This window comes from uncultured Barnesiella sp., from assembly GCF_946496565.1.
In the GTDB taxonomy this organism is placed as follows: Bacteria; Bacteroidota; Bacteroidia; order Bacteroidales; family Barnesiellaceae; genus Barnesiella; species Barnesiella merdigallinarum.
Genome location: NZ_CAMMHD010000013.1, coordinates 63,140 through 82,377, shown reverse-complemented (window position 1 = coordinate 82,377; position 19,238 = coordinate 63,140). Strand labels below are relative to the sequence as shown.

Annotated in this window: 12 protein-coding genes and 1 tRNA gene; 4 read left to right on the top strand and 9 right to left on the bottom strand. The window is 49.8% G+C overall.

What is annotated here, in order from left to right; translation table 11 throughout:
• From Q1K76_RS08335 to Q1K76_RS08310, 6 genes are all read right to left on the bottom strand, one after another.
• Positions 1-1,560 carry a phospholipid carrier-dependent glycosyltransferase gene (locus tag Q1K76_RS08335; RefSeq protein ID WP_300132509.1) on the bottom strand — a complete coding sequence of 520 codons (1,560 nt, stop codon included), beginning with the start codon at positions 1,558-1,560 and terminating at the stop codon, positions 1-3.
• A 143-nt stretch (positions 1,561-1,703) separates the two neighbouring features.
• A complete protein-coding gene (locus Q1K76_RS08330) occupies positions 1,704-2,141 on the bottom strand; it encodes a hypothetical protein (RefSeq protein ID WP_300132506.1) in 438 nt (145 codons plus the stop codon).
• A gap of 104 nt (positions 2,142-2,245) precedes the next feature.
• Entirely contained in the window at positions 2,246-2,842 is a 597-nt protein-coding gene (locus Q1K76_RS08325) for a hypothetical protein (protein ID WP_300132504.1), read from the bottom strand.
• A gap of 59 nt (positions 2,843-2,901) precedes the next feature.
• Positions 2,902-5,997, bottom strand: a complete 3,096-nt coding sequence (locus tag Q1K76_RS08320) for a DEAD/DEAH box helicase (RefSeq protein WP_300132502.1) — start codon at positions 5,995-5,997, stop codon at positions 2,902-2,904.
• A 10-nt stretch (positions 5,998-6,007) separates the two neighbouring features.
• Positions 6,008-7,885 carry an AIPR family protein gene (locus Q1K76_RS08315; RefSeq protein WP_300132499.1) on the bottom strand — a complete coding sequence of 626 codons (1,878 nt, stop codon included), beginning with the start codon at positions 7,883-7,885 and terminating at the stop codon, positions 6,008-6,010.
• Positions 7,886-8,135: 250 nt separating this feature from the next.
• A tRNA-Met gene (locus Q1K76_RS08310) sits at positions 8,136-8,210 on the bottom strand.
• A gap of 244 nt (positions 8,211-8,454) precedes the next feature.
• Here Q1K76_RS08310 and Q1K76_RS08305 point away from each other — a divergent pair.
• Together Q1K76_RS08305 and fabG are read left to right on the top strand one after the other, a co-directional pair.
• Complete coding sequence (locus Q1K76_RS08305) at positions 8,455-9,033, top strand: TetR family transcriptional regulator (protein ID WP_087408438.1); 579 nt, start codon at positions 8,455-8,457, stop codon at positions 9,031-9,033.
• Positions 9,034-9,090: 57 nt separating this feature from the next.
• On the top strand, positions 9,091-9,837 hold the full coding sequence (gene fabG / locus Q1K76_RS08300; protein ID WP_087408439.1) for a 3-oxoacyl-[acyl-carrier-protein] reductase: 747 nt from the start codon (positions 9,091-9,093) through the stop codon (positions 9,835-9,837).
• Positions 9,838-9,964: 127 nt separating this feature from the next.
• On the opposite strand, the gene Q1K76_RS08295 is transcribed toward fabG, so the two are convergent.
• The gene (locus Q1K76_RS08295; protein ID WP_300132495.1) at positions 9,965-12,154 is read right to left on the bottom strand and encodes a TonB-dependent siderophore receptor; all 2,190 of its coding nucleotides are present in this window, start codon (positions 12,152-12,154) and stop codon (positions 9,965-9,967) included.
• Positions 12,155-12,375: 221 nt separating this feature from the next.
• Between Q1K76_RS08295 and Q1K76_RS08290 the strand changes: the two genes are divergently transcribed.
• Complete coding sequence (locus Q1K76_RS08290; RefSeq protein WP_300132492.1) at positions 12,376-13,062, top strand: RluA family pseudouridine synthase; 687 nt, start codon at positions 12,376-12,378, stop codon at positions 13,060-13,062.
• Between the two features lie 301 nt (positions 13,063-13,363).
• On the opposite strand, the gene Q1K76_RS08285 is transcribed toward Q1K76_RS08290, so the two are convergent.
• Positions 13,364-14,698: a DEAD/DEAH box helicase gene (locus Q1K76_RS08285; RefSeq protein WP_300132489.1), complete on the bottom strand. Its 1,335-nt coding sequence runs from the start codon at positions 14,696-14,698 to the stop codon at positions 13,364-13,366.
• 501 nt (positions 14,699-15,199) lie between these two features.
• Positions 15,200-16,384 (bottom strand): hypothetical protein, encoded by a 1,185-nt coding sequence (locus Q1K76_RS08280; RefSeq protein WP_300132487.1) that lies wholly within the window; start codon positions 16,382-16,384, stop codon positions 15,200-15,202.
• 375 nt (positions 16,385-16,759) lie between these two features.
• On the opposite strand from Q1K76_RS08280, the gene Q1K76_RS08275 reads away from it, so the two are divergent.
• A complete protein-coding gene (locus Q1K76_RS08275) occupies positions 16,760-19,108 on the top strand; it encodes a PKD domain-containing protein (protein WP_300132484.1) in 2,349 nt (782 codons plus the stop codon).
• Positions 19,109-19,238 lie beyond the last annotated feature (130 nt).

Genomic DNA, 19,238 nt, shown 5'->3' with positions numbered 1-19,238 from the left:
TTAGGGGTTGGTTTGTGACAGTTTCTTACGGGCCGCCTCTCGGTCGAACTTCAACAGATAGGTGTCGGGGTTGGGTATGTGAGAGGCGACGAAAAAGAGGTCGTCGTTCTTCTGAATAGCCGGGTAGAGGTAACGGTAGGTCGAGCTGTATCCCAGTTGGTCGAGGATGACATACTCCACCCCGTCGTCGAGCATCTTTTGTATCACGGCCCGGTCGTCCTGCGAGAAGGCGTAGCCGGTAACCCGTGTTCCCGAGAACATGTAGAGCAGTTCGCCCTTGCGCGAGGCTACCACCGTCTCGGGCGATACATGCTCCTTCAGCACGGCTCCCATTCTGAAAAAGTTCTGATAGGCCGGCGGGAAAGGCATCCGGTTCATGGCATGCAACTCCTTGATGTTGCCCACGCTCGTGAGCAGCAGCAGGGCGAGAATCCAGGGCGAGAAGGCCAGTTTCGAGCCCATGCGGCGCAAAGCCCAGACGACAACCTCGTAGAGCCCCACGAGCAGACCCATGTTCAGGAAGGGGATGAGGGCGGTGAGGTAACGGTTTTCGCTGGGGGTGCTGAAGATGGAGATGAGGCCGAAGGTGAAGATCGTGTAGCCGATGAGTACCCAGCGGTATTTACCGAACGACCAGAAGCCGCGCACGATGAGGGCCACGAGCACGATGGCGGCGACCCACAGCAGGAATCCGGCCGAGACCTCGGGCGTGTAGTCGACCTTGAAGTAGGGAATCACCGAGTTGGGCAATGCCTTGGATACCAGCATGGCCAGCGTGTCGAAGAAGCGGCCGACGATACCTCCCAGGTCGAGCGAACCGTCTTCGGGTCGCCACGGGTTCACCTGAGCGATAGACTCGAAATAGCGGCTCTGTCCCAGGCCCAGCGCCTTGTTGCGCAACACCCACGGCAGGCAGCCCACAACGAATCCCGCCACCGTACCCGCTGCCTCCTTCCACTTTTTGGAGCAGAGGAAGAAGAGCACCACGGCGGCAAACAGGGCAACTCCCTGGGTACGTATGTGGTAGCAGAGCAGTACCATCACCAGCATGCCGTAGAAGGCCCAATCTTTATAAAAAGGTTTCTCTTCCTTCATCAGCGTCAGCAGATAGATGGCCGCCGCCGAGACAAAGAAGCACGACATCTCGCTCATCATCATGGTCGAGAAGTGGAGCACCCGGTCGCTCAGGATAGCGGCACAGGCCCCCACCAGGGCCAGGCTGTCGGGCAACTTGCGTTTGATCATTAGGAAGAAGAGCAGCAGCGCACCCCCCAGCAGGAACAACCCGTTGAGCACCTTTTGGGCCACGACACTGTCGGTGAAGAAGCGCAGCGGCATCATCAGCAGCGGGTATCCCGGCGGAAATGCGTTGGTGGGGTGGGGCGTAGGAGCCGAGATGTCGGTATACCCTTGACCCGTGGCCAGAGCCGTCGCATAGGTGTAGTAGCGGCAGTTGTCGCCGTTGACGTCGATTTTGGCATTGAAGATGTAGAAGTAGGCAAAGGCCCACACCAAAGCCACCACTCCTATATATATGGCGCGATTTTTAGGCATTTTCATAATTGTCGTAAATAATATTAAAAACAAAAATAAGCTATTTTTCTTACTGTATGAAATTTTTCGATGGAATTATGGGAATGCCTGTTGTAATAGATTGATAAATAGGAGTTTAAATTGTTTTAAATCAATTGTTGTCGTCGTTGTCATTCGGGATAACCGAATCCTTCGGGTCGTTTGTATTCTCTTTGTTCATCCAGATACGGATGGCCGACATGCGCGGCAACAGACGTTTTACCGGCAGACGGGAGTGGAACGAGGGTCACCCCCTGTTCCGCTGTGGCATTCGATATGGCTTCGATGGCACCGATGTATTCGACGCCCGGGATGGCATCGACGGTCAATCTCACTCGGTCGCCTATCTTCATGTTGGCCGTCTGGGTCTCCTTGTAGTTGACCGATAGGTGGGCCGTTCCGTCTGCCACAAGCACGATGCAAAACGAGCCGCACAACATGGGCGTAACCTTGCACTCCTTACGCCTGTCGGCCTTTATCCCGAATACCACCACCTCGTTGCAGGGCACCACGGTCTCATATCCTCCGTTTTTTACCTCTCCAAAAAATGTGTTGTGAACGCTGTCCATCTTGCCGAATGTCTTGTTTAGGGAATACAAAAATACACAATAATTTTGTATATCCCCTTCCCTTGGTATCATACGAGCCTGTCGGAGTCGGGGGGATCATAATATCACACCCTTGTATAAATATCTTTATCTCGGAACTCTAAAAGAATTTTACTAAAAAACTTAGGATACTTGCGGCGAAGTTTTACCAGAGATTCTCGTTCTGTTAATCCTAAAGCCATATTATCATAAAATTCTTGTTTCATCTGAGATGTAAAAAATTTTTCTACAATTAAAAGTTTACCTTCTTTTGACAACAGTTGTTCATTAGATACAATATTTTCTTCTCTATTGAAAGGAGCATTCGATGAACTCTGGAGCAATTGAAGTGCAAGTTTCGTATCCCGTTGATCGATTTCCCTCTTTGCTAATGCAAGAGTTTCTATTATGAAGTCCGAAACTAATTTGCTGGATTTAAAAGTGTTTAGTAAAAATTGGAGTCCATCTATATCAAAAATTTTACTATTGTATCCATCATTATAATACAGTAGTGGTAACAACTTTGGTAAATTCTCATCTTCACAAATAACCTGCGCAACTATAGGATATGCCGTCAATTTTTCATTTTCATCCAAGGATCGATTTATGATTACCAATACAAGACGTCTATCCAGTCTAAGTACAGCTAAATCTCCTATGGTTAGTTTTTTAAAACTGGCCATAGATTGCAGTTGTTTGATCGGCAAATCAGCAATGTGAATTGAGAGATAAAATACATTCATTATTTTCCAAGGCTATGTAGTTTTTCCTCTGATGCTCCCAAGAAATAGTCTTCAATAAAATCCCATCGTTGCTTATCTGTCATATCTGTGAGAAAGAAATAAGTAAAAATCCGTTCAGATAAGTGATGCTTATCATAAATATCAGACAGCATCTGATTACGGTAATTATCATTTTTTACCAGTCTATTTAAATATGCAGGATTATTGATACGAACAAATACCTGAGGATCTGCTCCTCCCACTTTTTGAAACGATGCAATATTCAGACAATTCAAGATTTCAGCCAAAAAGACTGTAACAGCATTTCCTTTACAATAAACTTGATTATGAGTATTAGTTACAATTTGATCATATGCAACTAACAGTTGACTCTTAACTGCTTCATATCCTTGTCGAAGAAGTGTTATTTGATTGTCATCTTCTTCTGCTTTTACCTTAACCTGGCAATAGGCTATTCTTTCACTATCTCCCACAGCCGGAGCAAAAGCAAGAATAAACGACCGTAAAAATTCTTCTTTTTGAATAGGCGAATAATCAACGAGTTCGTTCCTGATTTCTCTGTATTTTACATGCCGAGCTGCTCCTGCCACAGGATTGGCCAATCGGTCAAGAATACGAAACGACTGCGCAAAAAATCTTTCTAAAAGAAGTTTTGCTGACGTCTTAGTTAAATTATTATTCAAAGAAATATCCACACGTACGATAGGCGTTACATGATAATTCTTAAATATTTGTTGTAGCATGAGTTTTCGCTTAAACAGAGGAAAACTTATATTACTTTGCTTGTCTGTCCAAAACTTTTCTGCATGCAAAATAAATCGCCCAGTACCGGCACCCAAAGGAGTGAGATACTGAATGTAATCGTCATAAAAACGCTGCGATTCTTCCTTAGGTAACTCTATGTACGTATCGACAAATAAATTCTTTGCTCTCACAATAATAGCACGAAATTGCAAAGACCGCATTAAATCGTGAGAGATCAATAACAAACAACTTTTAAATCGCTGGTCAAGTTGATCCCCGGCATTGGGAAAGATATACTCAAAATCGGCCGGTGAAATCATCATATTTCGTTTTTCACCTCGCAATCGATACAACTCCATTAGCTTTTTTAGAACCGCTTTTATTTGATACGGTTTAATAGTTGAAAGTCCATGTAACTGTCTTGTATATCGAAAATCCTGCTCATTAAAATCAATTTTAGCAATACCTGTCAATTTTTCATCTCGAGCCAGACGACCTATTTCTTGTACATAATCAGGAAGACATCCGGAAGGGGCATGATGATAAACTTCAGTAATATTTGGAACATCAATCCCCATACCAAAAGCCTTCGAAGCACAAATTATAGGACAAGTTCCATCCCGAAAAAATGCCGAATTTGTCTGTTTTTCTACTGGAGTAAGTTGAGAATGGAATTGTGTGATTTTATTTCGATATGGCTGCAACTCAGGCATGTCTAAAATATCGCCAATATGCTTCACATAGGGGAAATAAAATATACTTTTTCTATTATGTTTTATCGCATCTATAATTCCGTTTACGGTCCTATTTCTCCGTTGTTTTTCATAATCAGGAACCTTCTCTGGATGGCCAATGTTAAAAACAATATTATCTCTTCTTACCACACCAATATATCGAATACACGAATCCATATTGAGAGAATCTATTGTTTCGAAAACCATATCGTTTTTTCTGGAAGGGTCCCAAACAGCAGTTGCAGTCAACGCGAAAATGGGAAATCCATATTTCAAATATGTTTTTGAAGTACGCAAATAGTCTCCTAAAAACCAATAATCTACTCGAAAATCTCGCCCCCATGTGGTTACGGTATGCGCTTCATCTACAACAACAAGACCTATTCTCCGATCTCCTATTATACTATTGAGAGAATGAGAAAGCATTAACTCTGGTGACATGTATAGAATATTTATGTCTCCACTTTGAGTCTTTGTTAGAATTTCGGTTGTCTCATTAGCTGTTTTATTCCCATTAAGAGCTGCCACCTTACTGTATTTGGGTTGCAAATTGCAAACTTGATCTTCCATCAATGCAATCAGTGGAGAAATAACGATGGTTAATAACTGATATTTCTCAGCCAAATATATCGCCGACAACTGGAATAATATGGATTTGCCCGCACCCGTTGGAGATGTCAATAAAACATTATTATATGATTTCCCTCTCAGCGCTTTTTCGGCTTCTGATACAACTGTTTCAATAATCTCCCCTTGAGAAATCAATTTCACGTTTCTATTGACTTCTAAATTTTCATACATCCTCAGATTTCGGAAAGAATCATATCCCCAAATATTTTTTAAAGTGCCAGCCAATTCTCCTCTCACCTGTTTTGTCTCTATCGGAGTACATTGCCAATATATTTCTATTGATTTTCCACTTTGTTTTATTGCAGATAAAAGTATTCCACAATTTTCATTAAGTATCTCGTTCTTAGGAAGTACATAAGCATTATACTCCAGAGGCTCGTCAAAATATATAGCCTCCATGAATTGCTGAAGAGAGCCATTGTCGAGAGACAAAATTGGCAAAGTCGAATCTTTAGGTTGATCCTTTACATTCGCAATAGATTCAGGTTCCATAAAATTGATTTTGCGAATACAGGTCGATTGGGAAAAGTCAGGTTCTATATAACAAACCTGTTGCTTATGTCCACTATGTACGCAATATGAATAATAATTACAATAAATCTCATTATCCTTGACCTCTTGGAACGAGTCTGACTCAAAATCTGGGATGTCATATGTTGTCGGATTATCATACATCTTCAACAAATTATTTCTCAATAGGCAAAACTGCTTCCTCAAAATATCGAGACTTGAGAATGATGAAGATAAAGCGATCATCGATTCCATTGTCATCATACAAGGAGACTTAGATGCCATAACATCCATCATAATCTCTGTGGAATTGATCTTTTCAAGGTCTATCAATCCGCCTTCGGTCAGAATGTTTTTATCTAATAACTCATCTTTCAACAACCAAAGAATAGATGAATCAAAACCTTGTAATACAACTATACAAGACTGTTGATAAAGATGTTTTTTTATAATAGAAATAATTTGTTGTTTATTCATCGTGTTTTTCTTATTGGAAATAATAATCTATCAGACTGTAATCACAATGTACGCCACGCCTTTTAATTTCATCATACGTACCTGTTGATTTACTACAAGAGAGTACCGATTTTTGTGACTCTTCTGCTATCTTATTCAACATAGATAACATTGATCGGCTTAATTTCAAAATAAATTCGATAAGATTATCATCAACAGACTGTCTCTCCCAAAGTTGCATTAAATCAAACTCTTTACCTCTGCTGTTTAGCATGTACGCCATTGTGTATGCTGTTAATGGAGCTCGGCAATTCCCCTGACTTTTCACCTCCGGCATATTATATATGAAATTCCACAGAATGAGCAGCCCAATAGTCTTTTTATAATATTTCTCATCCGGTTGTATATTCTTTTCAACCACATATCTGAGAAACAAATCATAATTTGTACCTTCTCCTTTTACAACATCGTAAGGTGTATCCTGATAGCATTTCCATACTTTGGCCAATAGTTCTTTCCTAAAGAAACGCTCTTTTTTATCAAACATTGATTTGAACAATTGCTGCTCTTCTTTAGAATTTTTACGTGCTAACTCTTGATCATATTGTCCTCTCAATCGTTCGTAATACCAATATACCCCATTTTTACTTACTCTTCTACTCAAATCCTCCATAGCCATATTGTATGGATTACTTGTAGAAAAATCGGCATACTTAACCTTGCTTTGTGAATTTGAATATTTAGTAATATTTGCAGCGACTTCTTTTTTCTTTATATCATCTTCGTTTATCACAATAATTTTAACCGGGACATAAACTCCAAGTAATGATATTGGTTCACCAGTATTCTGTCGCTTGGCATTAAATAATGCAGCTGTCGTTTGACCTCCATTTACAATTTGAAAATCACGAATAGCCGAAATTATACCTGTACTAACGCAATCGTTTCTTATATCTTCAGTATCGACTTTTGTACTCTTTCCTTCACTTACGGTTTCAACATGATTTGCCAAGGCTACAATTCCATTATTATACGCCAAAAACATATGCTTCTCTTCCCGCAATGTTTTCTGAATTCCAATATTGGCATTGTTCTTTTCGCTCCCCTTAAATCCCAAAAAGTAACGGACATTATTCAGCAAAAGATTTGTATTATATTCTTGATATAAGCTATGAAGCAGTTTACCGGGAAACATGGTCAAAAAACACTTGTAACCAACCTGCTGTGCTTCCATTTCTATATATGGGAGTTTATAACCATATTCACCAAATTCCTCCCCAAACACGACATCTATATTCTGATGATCTGATTCGGTATTACATAACTGATAGAGCTTTGCAATATCATATACTTCTACCTGTATTGACCTACCTTTAATCCTCTGCTTCTTGATATTAGCATCACTAATAAAAGAATTTGAAAAAATCAATAGCCGAACTGTAACGAGATTATTGGTTGGTTGAGAACTGGGCCTACCAGGACCTCGTTTTACCGGTTTATCATGAAGCAGTTCCGAGAGTTCAAATAGTGCGCTTTCTTGTGTAATTCTTTCATCCACATTACCATTGAGACACTGTAAATAATATCCTTGGAGTCTATTCGGCGCAATTTGGAACTCAGAATTGGTAATACTTTCAACTCCGTCACAAATACGATCGTTATACAACGAATATATCAAGGTAAGTACTTCTCCATTTCCACTTATTGCATAACCATATATCTCTCCTAATACACGCCCGTCCATGCTTTTTACCATATCATAGGCATTAGTATAATCTTCGATACCGAGTTGGTCTTTCAATCTTTCGATTAAACTGTTCGCAAAAGCGCGAGGACGAGAGTTATCATTTTCTGGCAAATAGAATAGAGCCTCTTCATCAAGTCCTTTTGCAAATTCTTTTAAATCCATATACTTTCCCGATTTAATTACTCCTATATAGTCATCTGACAAATATTACAAAGCTAATTATTTTATCATAAATAGCCTATTTTTTGTTAATAAATTCCTTGTCTATATGCCTATCCATTAAAGAGTAGTAGTAAATAGGAAAAACATAAAATAAAATAGACTGTGACCTAGACTGTTTTTCGGGAGGCCGACATAAGAGAAGGGGGAGGGGTAGATACGAAAAAAGGGTCGCTGTTGCGACCCTTTGTCTTGGTTGCGGGAGCCGGACTCGAACCGACGACCTTTGGGTTATGAGCCCAACGAGCTACCACTGCTCCACCCCGCGGTGTTTGTGAGTGCAAAGGTACGGAGAATAATTGAAAAAGCAAATGTTTGGATATATTTTTTTTGTCTGATTCGATGATTTTGAATTAAAATATTGTGTGTCAGATTGTTATTGTTATGTTAAAGTTTTTAGCACTTCGTGCGGTTTGAAAAACGAAGTGCATACTTTGGTTTTTAATAATAAAAATATGTAATTTCGCACACGTTTTGCACGATTGTGCAACTGAAAAAAAAGAGACAGGTTTATGGTTCGTACGCGTGAATTGCTTATCGATGTGGCTCGCCAGTTGTTTGCCCGCAAAGGGGTGGCAGCTACGACGATGAACGATATAGCCGAAGCGTCGGGGAAAGGGCGTCGCACGATCTATACCTATTTCAAAAACAAGAACGAAATCTATTGGGCCGTGGTCGAGGCCGAGTCGGAGCACCTGTATGCTCGGCTCGAGGGGCTTGCCAACCGCGACTTGCCGCCCGAGGAGAAGTTGCTCCACTACATCAACACCCGGCTGGAGGCGGTCAAGGAGGCGGTGGTGCGCAACGGTACGCTGCGGGCCGAGTTCTTCCGCGACATCTGGAAGGTGGAGAAGGCCCGGCGCAGCATCGACATCCGCGAGGAGGCGCTCTTGCGGAGCATCCTCACCGAAGGGGTAGAGCAGGGGGTGTTTCATATCCCCAATGTGACGGCTACCGCCTCGGTGCTGCACTATGCGTTGCGGGGGCTCGATGTGCCCTACATTCGCGACAACTTTGCCGAGTCGGGCATCGAGCGGTCGCGGCTGAAGGATTACATCCTGGATTTCATCTTGTACGGGATAAAACGATAATTTTATTAACCGAGGGCGGCGAGGCGACTTGCGGCCCTGCATATAAACAAGAAAATTATGAAATTACTGGAAGGAAAAGTTGCTGTCATTACTGGTGCAGCACGGGGTATAGGAAAAGCTATCGCCCTGAAATTCGCTTCGGAAGGAGCTGATATTGCATTTACCGACCTCGCCATCGACGAGAACGGAAAAGCTACCGAGCAAGAGATTGCCGCTCTGGGTGTACGTGCCAAAGGGTATGCTTCGAATGCCGCCAACTTCGAGGAGGCTCACAGCGTGGTTGCCGAAATCGTGAAGGACTTCGGCCGTATCGACATCCTGGTAAACAATGCCGGTATCACTCGCGACGGTCTGATGATGCGTATGACCGAGCAACAATGGGATATGGTTATCAACGTAAACCTCAAGTCGGCTTTCAACTTCATCCACGCCGTTACGCCCATCATGATGAAACAGAAGGGCGGAAGCATCATCAACATGGCTTCGGTGGTAGGTGTATCGGGTAACGCCGGACAGTGCAACTACTCGGCATCGAAGGCCGGTATGATTGGTTTGGCCAAGTCGATTGCCAAAGAGCTGGGCTCGCGTGGTGTACGTGCCAACGCTATCGCTCCGGGCTTCATCATCACCGACATGACGGCCGCTCTCTCCGACGAGGTGAAAGCCGAATGGGCCAAACAGATTCCTCTGCGTCGTGGCGGAACGCCCGAAGATGTGGCCAACGTGGCTACGTTCCTCGCATCTGACCTGTCGTCGTATGTAACGGGTCAGGTTATCCACTGCTGCGGTGGTATGAACATGTAATTCAGAAACCTGCATAAAGAACGGGGCTGTATCGCGCAAACGATACGGCCCCGTTTTGTTTCTGTTGGATGCCAGGCCGGGAACCTGTTGGCCGCGGGGGGGGAGGGGCCGGCCCGACGGACAGGGGTTATTTGCCGGCGGCATTGACACCACCGTCGCCTATCGCGTTGTTGATGCGCTGCTCGCCAGCCTCGTATCGGCGGCCCCAGTTGAGGTTCCAGCTCACGCTGACGACAACCATCTGTTTGACCATGTTCGAGGTCATTGTCTGTTGGTATCCGGCGTAGCGGTTCCAGTTCTCGCTTTTCACTTTGTAGTCGTTGACGAAGGGGTCGAACACCATCACCCCGAAATTCCAGTCCTTGTAGTTGTAGGTGAGTTTGAGGGTGTGTACATTCTCCCCGCCATTGAGTGTTTCGCCCCAGAACCGGTTGAAGTTGGTCTGGAGCATACCCTCGAGCGAGAATCCCCAGTGCGACAGCTCGAAGGTGGCGTAGCAATAGAAGTTGTTGTAGACGTGGGTGTAGTTGTTGCCCCGCATCCAGTAGCGGTGCCAGGCGGGTCCGACACTGAGGGTGAGCCAGTTGGGGATGGCCGTTACCCGGGTATCGAGGTAGAAACGCAGCTCTTCGGCATTTCGCTGGTTGTTGTAGCGGGTGAGAATTTTGTCGCCCACCCACACTTTTTCGGGCATGATGGCTCCCGGGGCATGGGTATAGAAGGCTCCCAGTTTGCCATAGAAGATGCCGCGGTTGTACTGGTATTGCAGGTCGTACTTGTAGGTGGCGTAGGGCTTGACGTCGGGGTTGCCGGTCGATTGCTGTATGCCGTCGACATCCTGCACCACGGGGCTGAGCATATCGAGGCTGATGACGCTGCCCATGCGCACGAAGTTGAACCGCAGCGACGAGTGGTCGTCGATGGTGTATCGGGCCGAGATGCGGGGCCGCCAGATGGAGTAGAGGTGCGACTCCCGGTCGCGTGGTACATAGGAGTAGAGGCTGTAACCGACGCCGGCCGAGAAGTCGAAATGTTTTCCCAGCCGCATCCAGTATTCACCGAAGATGTAGCTGTTGCCCTGGTTCATGTGGTCGTCGACGCCCTGCGCCACGTAGTCGTTGGTAATCCACGACTGCGTGTGGCGGATACCGGCCGTCACGCGGCTGTTTTTCCACCTCTTTTCATAGTCGACTTCGCCCAGTATCGAGTAGGTGCGGCTCTTGATGAGGTTGTCGATGTCGACCAGCGACGAGCCGGTGGTAAAGCCGTTGTCGGTATAGATGAGTTCATCCTCGGTATAGATGCGGTGGCTGTTGGGTCGCTCGTAGCTGGCCACGACGTTGGCCATGAGCAGCTGGTCTTTGTCGAAGTTGTATTGATAGTAGAGGTTAAGCGAGGGCCTGATACGATGCGTTTTCGAGTCGTCGAGCATGAGGCTGGTCGTGCCGCCGGGCGAATGGTCGGTGAGGATACCTCGGTAAAGGTTCTCTTGGTGACCATAATAGAAGTTGAGCGAGGCGTTGAACATCTGCTTTTGAGGGTCGAGGTAGTTGTAGTTGAGCGAATGGCCGTTGGTCCACTGTTCGAATTTGTTCCCGTCGAGACTCTCCTCGGTGCGGGTATAGCGGGTGCCGTCGGGCAGTTCGTAGTGTTCGGTATTGTCGCGCAGCATCTCTATATTCCAACGGGGCGAGCACCAACCCGAGTAGGAGAACTCAGACTTGCCGCTGTTCACCTTGGCTGCGAGCCAGTATTCGCCGAATCCCCGGTTGACGCTTTGGCTGATGTCGCCCATGAAGCTGCCGCCCGAGGTGGGGTTCTTGACGATGAAATCGATTACGGCACCCACCTCGCCGTAGCGCACGCCGGGATTGTCGATGTACTCGACGCGTACAATCTGCTCGGGCTCGAGGGCCTGAATCTCCTTGTTGTCGGCGGGGCGGCCGTTGATGCGCAGGCTCACCTCACTCTTGTCGGCCAGGGCAATGCTTTGGTCCGAAGGGTTTATGATGACGCCGGGAATCTGCAACTTCTGGAGCAACTGCAAGCCGTTGCGCGATTGCTTTATCTGCTGGGCGTTGGGAAATAACAGGTTGCGGTCGGCCTTCTGCACCCACGACGAAGCCTCGACAGTCACCTCGTCGAGGTCGACCTGCTTGAGCGAACTTTCGATAGAGTCGACATTCAGGCCGGTGGTATCGGCATAGACTACGGCGATGGAATCGTCTGCATGAGTCGAAGTTTCGGGGGTGGCACCGTGTGCGCACAAGGTAGAGAGAGCCACCGCAAGCAGGGTGGCCGGGATCGTCTGTTTCATTCTGTATCGTCTTTTCTCATATAGACGTAAAAACTTCGAGTTTCGTTACAAAAAACGGTTTGGAAACGAAACTTTTTTTAGGAGGAATATGGCAACATGTTGTAAATCTTTATGTTGTAATGATTTTGTTTCGTTCTCTCCGGGCGGGCTTCTCGGAAGCAATTTCTTGCCGGTCCGCCCGGTTTGCACTATCTTTGTGCCGAAAACAAATCGGGATAACTATGGAGGTACTTTACGAAGACAATCATGTGATTATCGTCAACAAGACCTGCTCCGAAATCGTGCAGGGCGACAAGACGGGTGACACGCCGTTGAGCGAGATGCTGAAGGCTTGGCTCAAGGAGAAGTACAACAAGCCGGGTAATGTCTTCGTGGGGGTAACCCATCGCCTCGACCGCCCCGTGAGCGGTGTGGTGGTCTTTGCCAAAACGAGCAAGGCACTGGCCCGGTTGAACGAGATGTTCCGCAACGGCGAGGTGAAAAAGCAGTATTGGGCTATCGTGAAGCATGCCCCCGAGCAGGAGAGCGGCGAACTGGTGCACTACCTGGTGCGCAACGAGAAGAGCAACAAGTCGGTGGCCTATGACCGGGAGCGGCCGGGGGCCAAACGGGCGGTGCTCGACTATCGTGTGTTGGCTCACAGCGACCGCTATACGTTGCTCGAGGTGAATTTAAAAACGGGGCGTCACCACCAGATACGCTGCCAGCTGGCCAAGATGGGGTCGCCTATCAAGGGCGATTTGAAGTATGGGGCCGAACGCTCCAATCCCGACGGCGGCATCTCGCTCCATGCCCGCCATGTCGAGTTTATCCACCCCGTGTCGAAGCAGCTCATCAGCGTAACGGCTCCCGTGCCCGACGACAGGTTGTGGAAGGCTTTCGAGCAGATGGTCGAGGGCGGTAAATAGAGGAGGATAGGAAATACCTGCTGAAGATTGTCTCTGGACCCCGCATTGGAGTGCGGGGTGACACGCACGTCATACCGCGCTGCGACGCGGTATTCAGGAATACGTGCAAAGGAGAATACCCTCAAGAGGCACTTTGCCGGACCCCGCATCGGAGTGCGGGGTGACACGCACGTCATACCGCGCTGCGACGCGGTATCCAAGAATACTGGCTGGGGTAAATATCTGCAAAATACATTCCCTTTTGCTTGTACTCGACTGGACCCCGCATCGGGGTGCGGGGTGACAGAGGGGCGTGGAGCCATCAGTAGCTGAACGAAATCTTTACCTTTTTGCCTTTTATCTTTTCGTCGCGAAGGCGGCGCAGCGTTTCGTGTGCCTTGGTGCGCACCACGGCGGCGTAGCTGTAATGGTCCTTTACCTCGATGAGACCGATTTCGTCGGCCGCCAGTCCGCCCTTCTGGGTAAGGAATCCCACGATGTCGCCCTTGCTTATCTTCTCCCTCTTGCCGGCGGCAAAGTGCAGGGTGGCCATCGGTGGTGTTTGCAGCCAGTTGGCTTTGGGGTCCAGTCTGAAGTCGGTTGCCTGGGCGGCATACTCGGGCAGTTGCTCGGTGGGGCCCACAATCAGGAAGGCCTCGCCCTCGGCGTGCATGCGGGCGGTGCGGCCGTTGCGGTGGGTGAAGCTCTCGAGGTCGACAGGCAGGTGATAATGGATGATATATTTCACCTCGGGGATGTCGAGGCCGCGGGCGGCCAGGTCGGTCGAGATGCAGATGTAGCTGCTGTGGTTGCGGAATTTACAGAGGGCCCGTTCGCGGTCGGCCTGCTCCATGCCGCCGTGAAACGATTCGGCAATGATACCCCGGTCGGTGAGGAATTGCTGCACCCGCTCCACGCTCTCGCGCTGGTTGCAGAAGACGAGCGTAAGCCCCGGCTTCAGGTTGCGCAGCAGGAGCAGCAGCGTGTCGAGTTTGTCCTTCACGGGCGAGTCGATGCGGTAGAGTGTCAGCCGCTCGTTCGTGCTCTCCTCGCTCCGTTTCGAGCCCAGAAAGTCGAGCTTCACCGGGCGGCGCAGGGCGGTGAATGCCGGCAGCGATTCGCTGTCGGTGGCCGAGGTGAGAATCTTTTTCTTCACCCCCTCGAGTGGGGCGATAATCTCTTTCATCTCGTCGTGGAAACCCAGGGCAAGGCATTTGTCAAACTCGTCGAGTACCAGCGTGTCGAGGGTGTCGAGCGACAGGCGTCCGCGGCGCAGGTGGTCGGCAATGCGGCCCGGAGTACCCACCACGAGGGCCGGAGCCACCTCGAGCGACTTGCTCTCCTCGCGCACCGAGTGGCCTCCGTAGCAACATACGATTTTGATGCCTGCGGCAATCTTGCGCAGCACGCTCTCGATTTGCAGCGCCAGTTCGCGCGAAGGCACCAGCACCAGCGCCTGTACACCGGCAGCCCGCGGGTCGATACGCAGCAGCACCGGCAGCAGGAAGGCCAGTGTCTTGCCCGACCCGGTGGGCGATAGCAGGATGATGTCGTTGGGGCGTTGCGCCGTCTCGAGCATTTGTTTCTGCATGCCGTTCAGCGAATCGATGTTCAGGTTGCGGCACGCCTTTTCGATGAGTGACTGTGATTCTTTCATGGCTGCAAAGATACGACATATCGCCACACCGTGCAAACCGCCTGACGTTTGCCTCTTACTGCATGGAGTAAAAATGGTTTGCCGCATCGGCGGTTGGTTTGTCGATACTTAAATAATATTAAATCGGTATGAAATATGCTTGAAAATTATGTTGTATAACAGAAAGTGCCTATATTTGCACTGTGTTTTTCATAGTATTAGATTAAGATTAAGGTTAACAAAGATTGGTTGTCGTGAGACAATCAATTTTTTTTGTACCTGTTCGAACCCTTTTCTCGATATGTAATCAGTTTATATACAATTGTTTATGTCTTAAATTTGTGTAGCTGGGTCTCGTGATGTGTAGCCCGGTAGATTGTCTATCGCCGGTAGTTTTGTGGGTATTCCTGGATACCGCGTCGTGGCGCGGTATGACGAGGGTGTCACCCCGCACTGTGATGCGGGGTCCAGAGATGTGTAGCTGGGTAAAATCCTTTTTGCTGGTAGTTTTGCGGGTATTATTCATCGGGCATCAAATTCGATGCAGGCGCGGTATTGGCTGTCGGGTAGAACCGGGGTAAGGGCAAAGTATCCGCCGGCGAAGCGGCCGTCGACAATCCGGGCGGGGTGTTGGTGGAGGCGCTCCAGGTGGTCGCGATAGAGGGTGCCGGGCCGGGGGAAATAGTCGATGCGGTAGTGCCCCTCGCAGCCCGGAGCCACGAAGCGGTCGGCGATGCGGCGGGCCACCACGCCCATATTCATGCGCAGGTTTATTTCGACGAAGGGGTGCAGTCGGGTTGTGCCGTCGGGGGCGAGGTAGGTCATCATGTCGACCCCGAGGTAGCCGGTATAGACCGGGGCAACGCGTTCGGTGAAGAAGCTGGCAAGGGCCTCGCGCACGGCCGTGACGATGTGGGGGCCGACGGCCGCACAGAGCTCTTCGTGCAGGCGGTGATCGGTGGTGAGCCGGTTCTCCTTGTAGGCTCCGTGGTTGTCGGTAAGGAACGACGAGTATCCGGCAAAGGTCACGCGGGTGCCGTCGCTGTAAAACTCCATGGCCCAGTCACGCTCTTTCTCGTAAAAGGGTTCGCCCATCAGTACTCCCTGCTTTTGCAACACGCCGTTGCTCCATTGTGCCAGCGAGGTATCGTAGCCGTAGAGGTTCCAGTAGAGGCCGCGTCCGCTGCCCGACCAGGGCGCCTTGAGTACCTTGCGGTCGCTCTGCTCGGTAAAGGCCTGCACCTCGTCGGGTGTATGCAGCTCGACCGGCAGCGGGGGCATGGGGTAGTCGATGTGCGAGGCGAGGTATCGGCCCGCCTCGGTAGCCAGGCGGCGATGGGCCAGGCGGCGCAAGTGGTTGCACTGTTCGGGCGAGGGGAGCAGCCGATTGTCCACGCCGGCCTGATGCAGGCGGTGAGCCAGGGCGAGGTTCCACCCCCACACCTCGATGCGGTCGAAGGGCAGTTCGCCGATTTGCTTGAACGCGACGGTCGAGACCGCGAGCCCCAGCGGCTCGAGGCTGCGGCGGAAGTCGTCGGGCGCCGGCTCGGCAGAGCATATCGTCGTCTCCTCCCCCTCGCGGGCATACCACAGCGGCAGCAGGGCCAGCTCGCGCGCGATGCGTTGGGCGGCAGGGGGCGGCGTGTAGTTGATGCCGCCGAAGGCCAGGGCCAGGTCGTTCTCGGGGTTGAAGATATAGAGGTTCACAGTGGGCGATATTTTCGAGCGACAAAGGTAGTAAATGTATGCACCCGGTGCAAGCGGGTAGAGTATGGAGTGCAGGAGCTTATGGAGCGAGTTGCAGGGCAGAGAACAAATTGCCAGAATAAGATGCAAAATCTATTATATTTTTTAGAATGTAATCCTATTTTATTTTCTAATTTAAAAAATATCGTCAATAATATTTTCAAATTGTAAATTTTTACTACCTTTGAGTTTTGTAGTCCTGCCGATATTAGAAATATATAGAATAGCTATGAAAAAACTTCATCTACATATTATGCCATACGGCCTGCTGGATAGCGGGTGGGAGATTTTGCAACGAATCAAATTCATCCAATAATTTTTTAATCGTGTAAGTGTATGAAAAGCGTTATTGTAAACCTGATCTTGACTACTGCGCTCTGGGCCGTTTGCCCGGTGGGAGCGCAGCAATGGGCCAACGAACGGGTGCACGATCGGGTAGCCCCGACCGAAGAGGCACCGCACATTTCGTTTGCCGGGAAACAATCGATGAAGAAACAGCTGTTCCGTTCGACCTCGGCCAGTGTGACGGCCGACTTCAGTTGCCAGAGTACAGGTAGCGCCGTGACGGTGTGGGAGGAAGACTTTGACGACGGAGCAGAGGGCTGGACTCTGACCGATGCCGAAGACATTGTCTGGGAGTTGAAAAGCACGACCGGCGACAAGGCCTTCTCGGCCATCGACCCCGACGACACGCAGTCGCTCTTTATCAAGGGCCCGGATCAAATATTTAAACGAGGCATTGCCACGGCTACCAGTCCGCAACTCGATGTGCCGGCCAACGCCATGCTGAAGGGTTATGTGGGCTTCAGCCAGAATATGGATAACTATTGCCGCTTGCATATCTCGGTATCGACCGATGCCTTTGCCACCTCGGAACTGCTGTGGAACAGTGGCGACGAGAACGGCGAGAAACCCTGGCGCTGGCACGAGTTTGCCGTATCGCTCGAGAAGTATGCCGGCCAACAGGTGCAGATACGCTTCACCTACACCGCAGGCTCTGACGACGATATGAACGTGGGCGGCTATGTGGGCGACTTCACCATCGACGGGTTGCAGATAACGGGTGTAGAAGCCGTTGACCAGGTAGAGGTGGCTACCGGCGAGGAGATTGCCTTTGCCGACATGTCGACCGGCGACCCCACGGCCTGGCAGTGGTCGTTCCCCGGTGGCACGCCGGAGACCTCGACCGAGCAGAATCCCCGGGTATACTATACCCGCGACGGCGTGTATGACGTGACCTTGACGGTGAGCAATGCCGACGGCAGCGATACCAAGACCCGCACCGCCTTTGTCAAGGTGACCGGTGTGGCTCCTGTAGCTCACATTCTGCCGCCTGCCACCTTCCGGTACAGCGAGACGCGTCTGCCCATGGTGGCCCCGCTGGTGGGTGTGCAGTATCACGACAACTCGACGGGGTATCCCACTTCGTGGCAGTGGACCTTCGGCGGTGTGAGCCCCGAGTCGTATGCCCAGGTAACCTCGAACGAAGAGAATCCCGTGGTGGCCTATAACTTCCTGCACCAGCAATCGGTGAATCTGCAGGTGGCCAACGAGCACGGTGAGTCGGAAGATGCCACCGATGTATCGGTCGAGTACAGCGGACTCATTACCAACTTCGAGCCGGGCGACCAGCCGACCACCTTCGACATGGAAGACTGGGGTACCTTCCCCGGTACCAATACCATAGGCATTACGGCCTACGCCGAGAAGTTCTCCAAACCCTCGCGTCCCATTTTGGTATTTGGGGCCTATGTCTATTTTGTTACCGCTTCGGCTACGAGCCTCACCGACCAGATTGCCGACGTGGGCGTGCACCTCTATACCAGCGAAAACGGTCTGCCGGGCAAGAAACTCGACTCCACCTGGTGGCGTGTGTTCGAGCTCGATACCCCTTCGGGCAGTACGATGGTAGGCACTGCCTTTGAGTTCAACCCCAAGGTCATCGACGACGAGTTCTTTATCGTGGTCGATGGTATCCCCGAGAAGAACGACAGTGTAGACGTGTCGTTTGCCATGGCCGATTTCCGCGACCACGGCAACACGGCCTATATGTATAAAGATGACCAGTGGGTCGATGTGAGCACCTATTTCCCCGCCGGAGCCAACCACACCTCTTATCTGATTATGCCCTCGATCGTGCACTCGGTGATGTCGCCCATCCCGACCGACCGCGGTCCGCTGGTGGTAGGCAAAGAGGCCGGTACGAGTAAGTATCCCTTCTTCTCGATTTACGGCTATGAGACCCCTATCGAGAGCAGTGCCGACTGGTGCCGCGTGGTAGGTCAGCCCAACGGGCTTACCCTCGACACGCTGCTTGTCTCGTACGACCGTCTGCCCGACGGCATCGACGAGCGGGTGGCTACCCTTACCATCAACGACAGCATCTCGACCTACGAGATACAGGTGACCCAGAATGTAACCGGAGTCAGTGCCGTCGAGTCGGTTGTCGCTGCGCCGATGACCCTCTCGCCCTCGGTATTCGACCGCGAGGTAACCGTGCAACTGCCCGAGGGGACACGCCGGTTGACGGTGTGCGACGAGCAGGGGCGCGAACTCTATCGTCGCGACCTGAGCGGCGAGGAGCGGCAGGTGACCGTCGACGCTTCGGACTGGGCCCCGGGAACTTACTTCTTCCGGGTGTTGGGCAATCGCGAGGTGATTGTCGTCAAAGGTGTGAAACGATAACGACCGGGCAAGTGTGAAAGATGACGAGAGGTGTGTCGTGGGGAGAGAGACCCGTGTCGCGCCTCTCTTCTATTGTGGTATCGCCCCGTACGGCGATGCGGGGACCAGTAGGATAAACGCTATTTGTCTA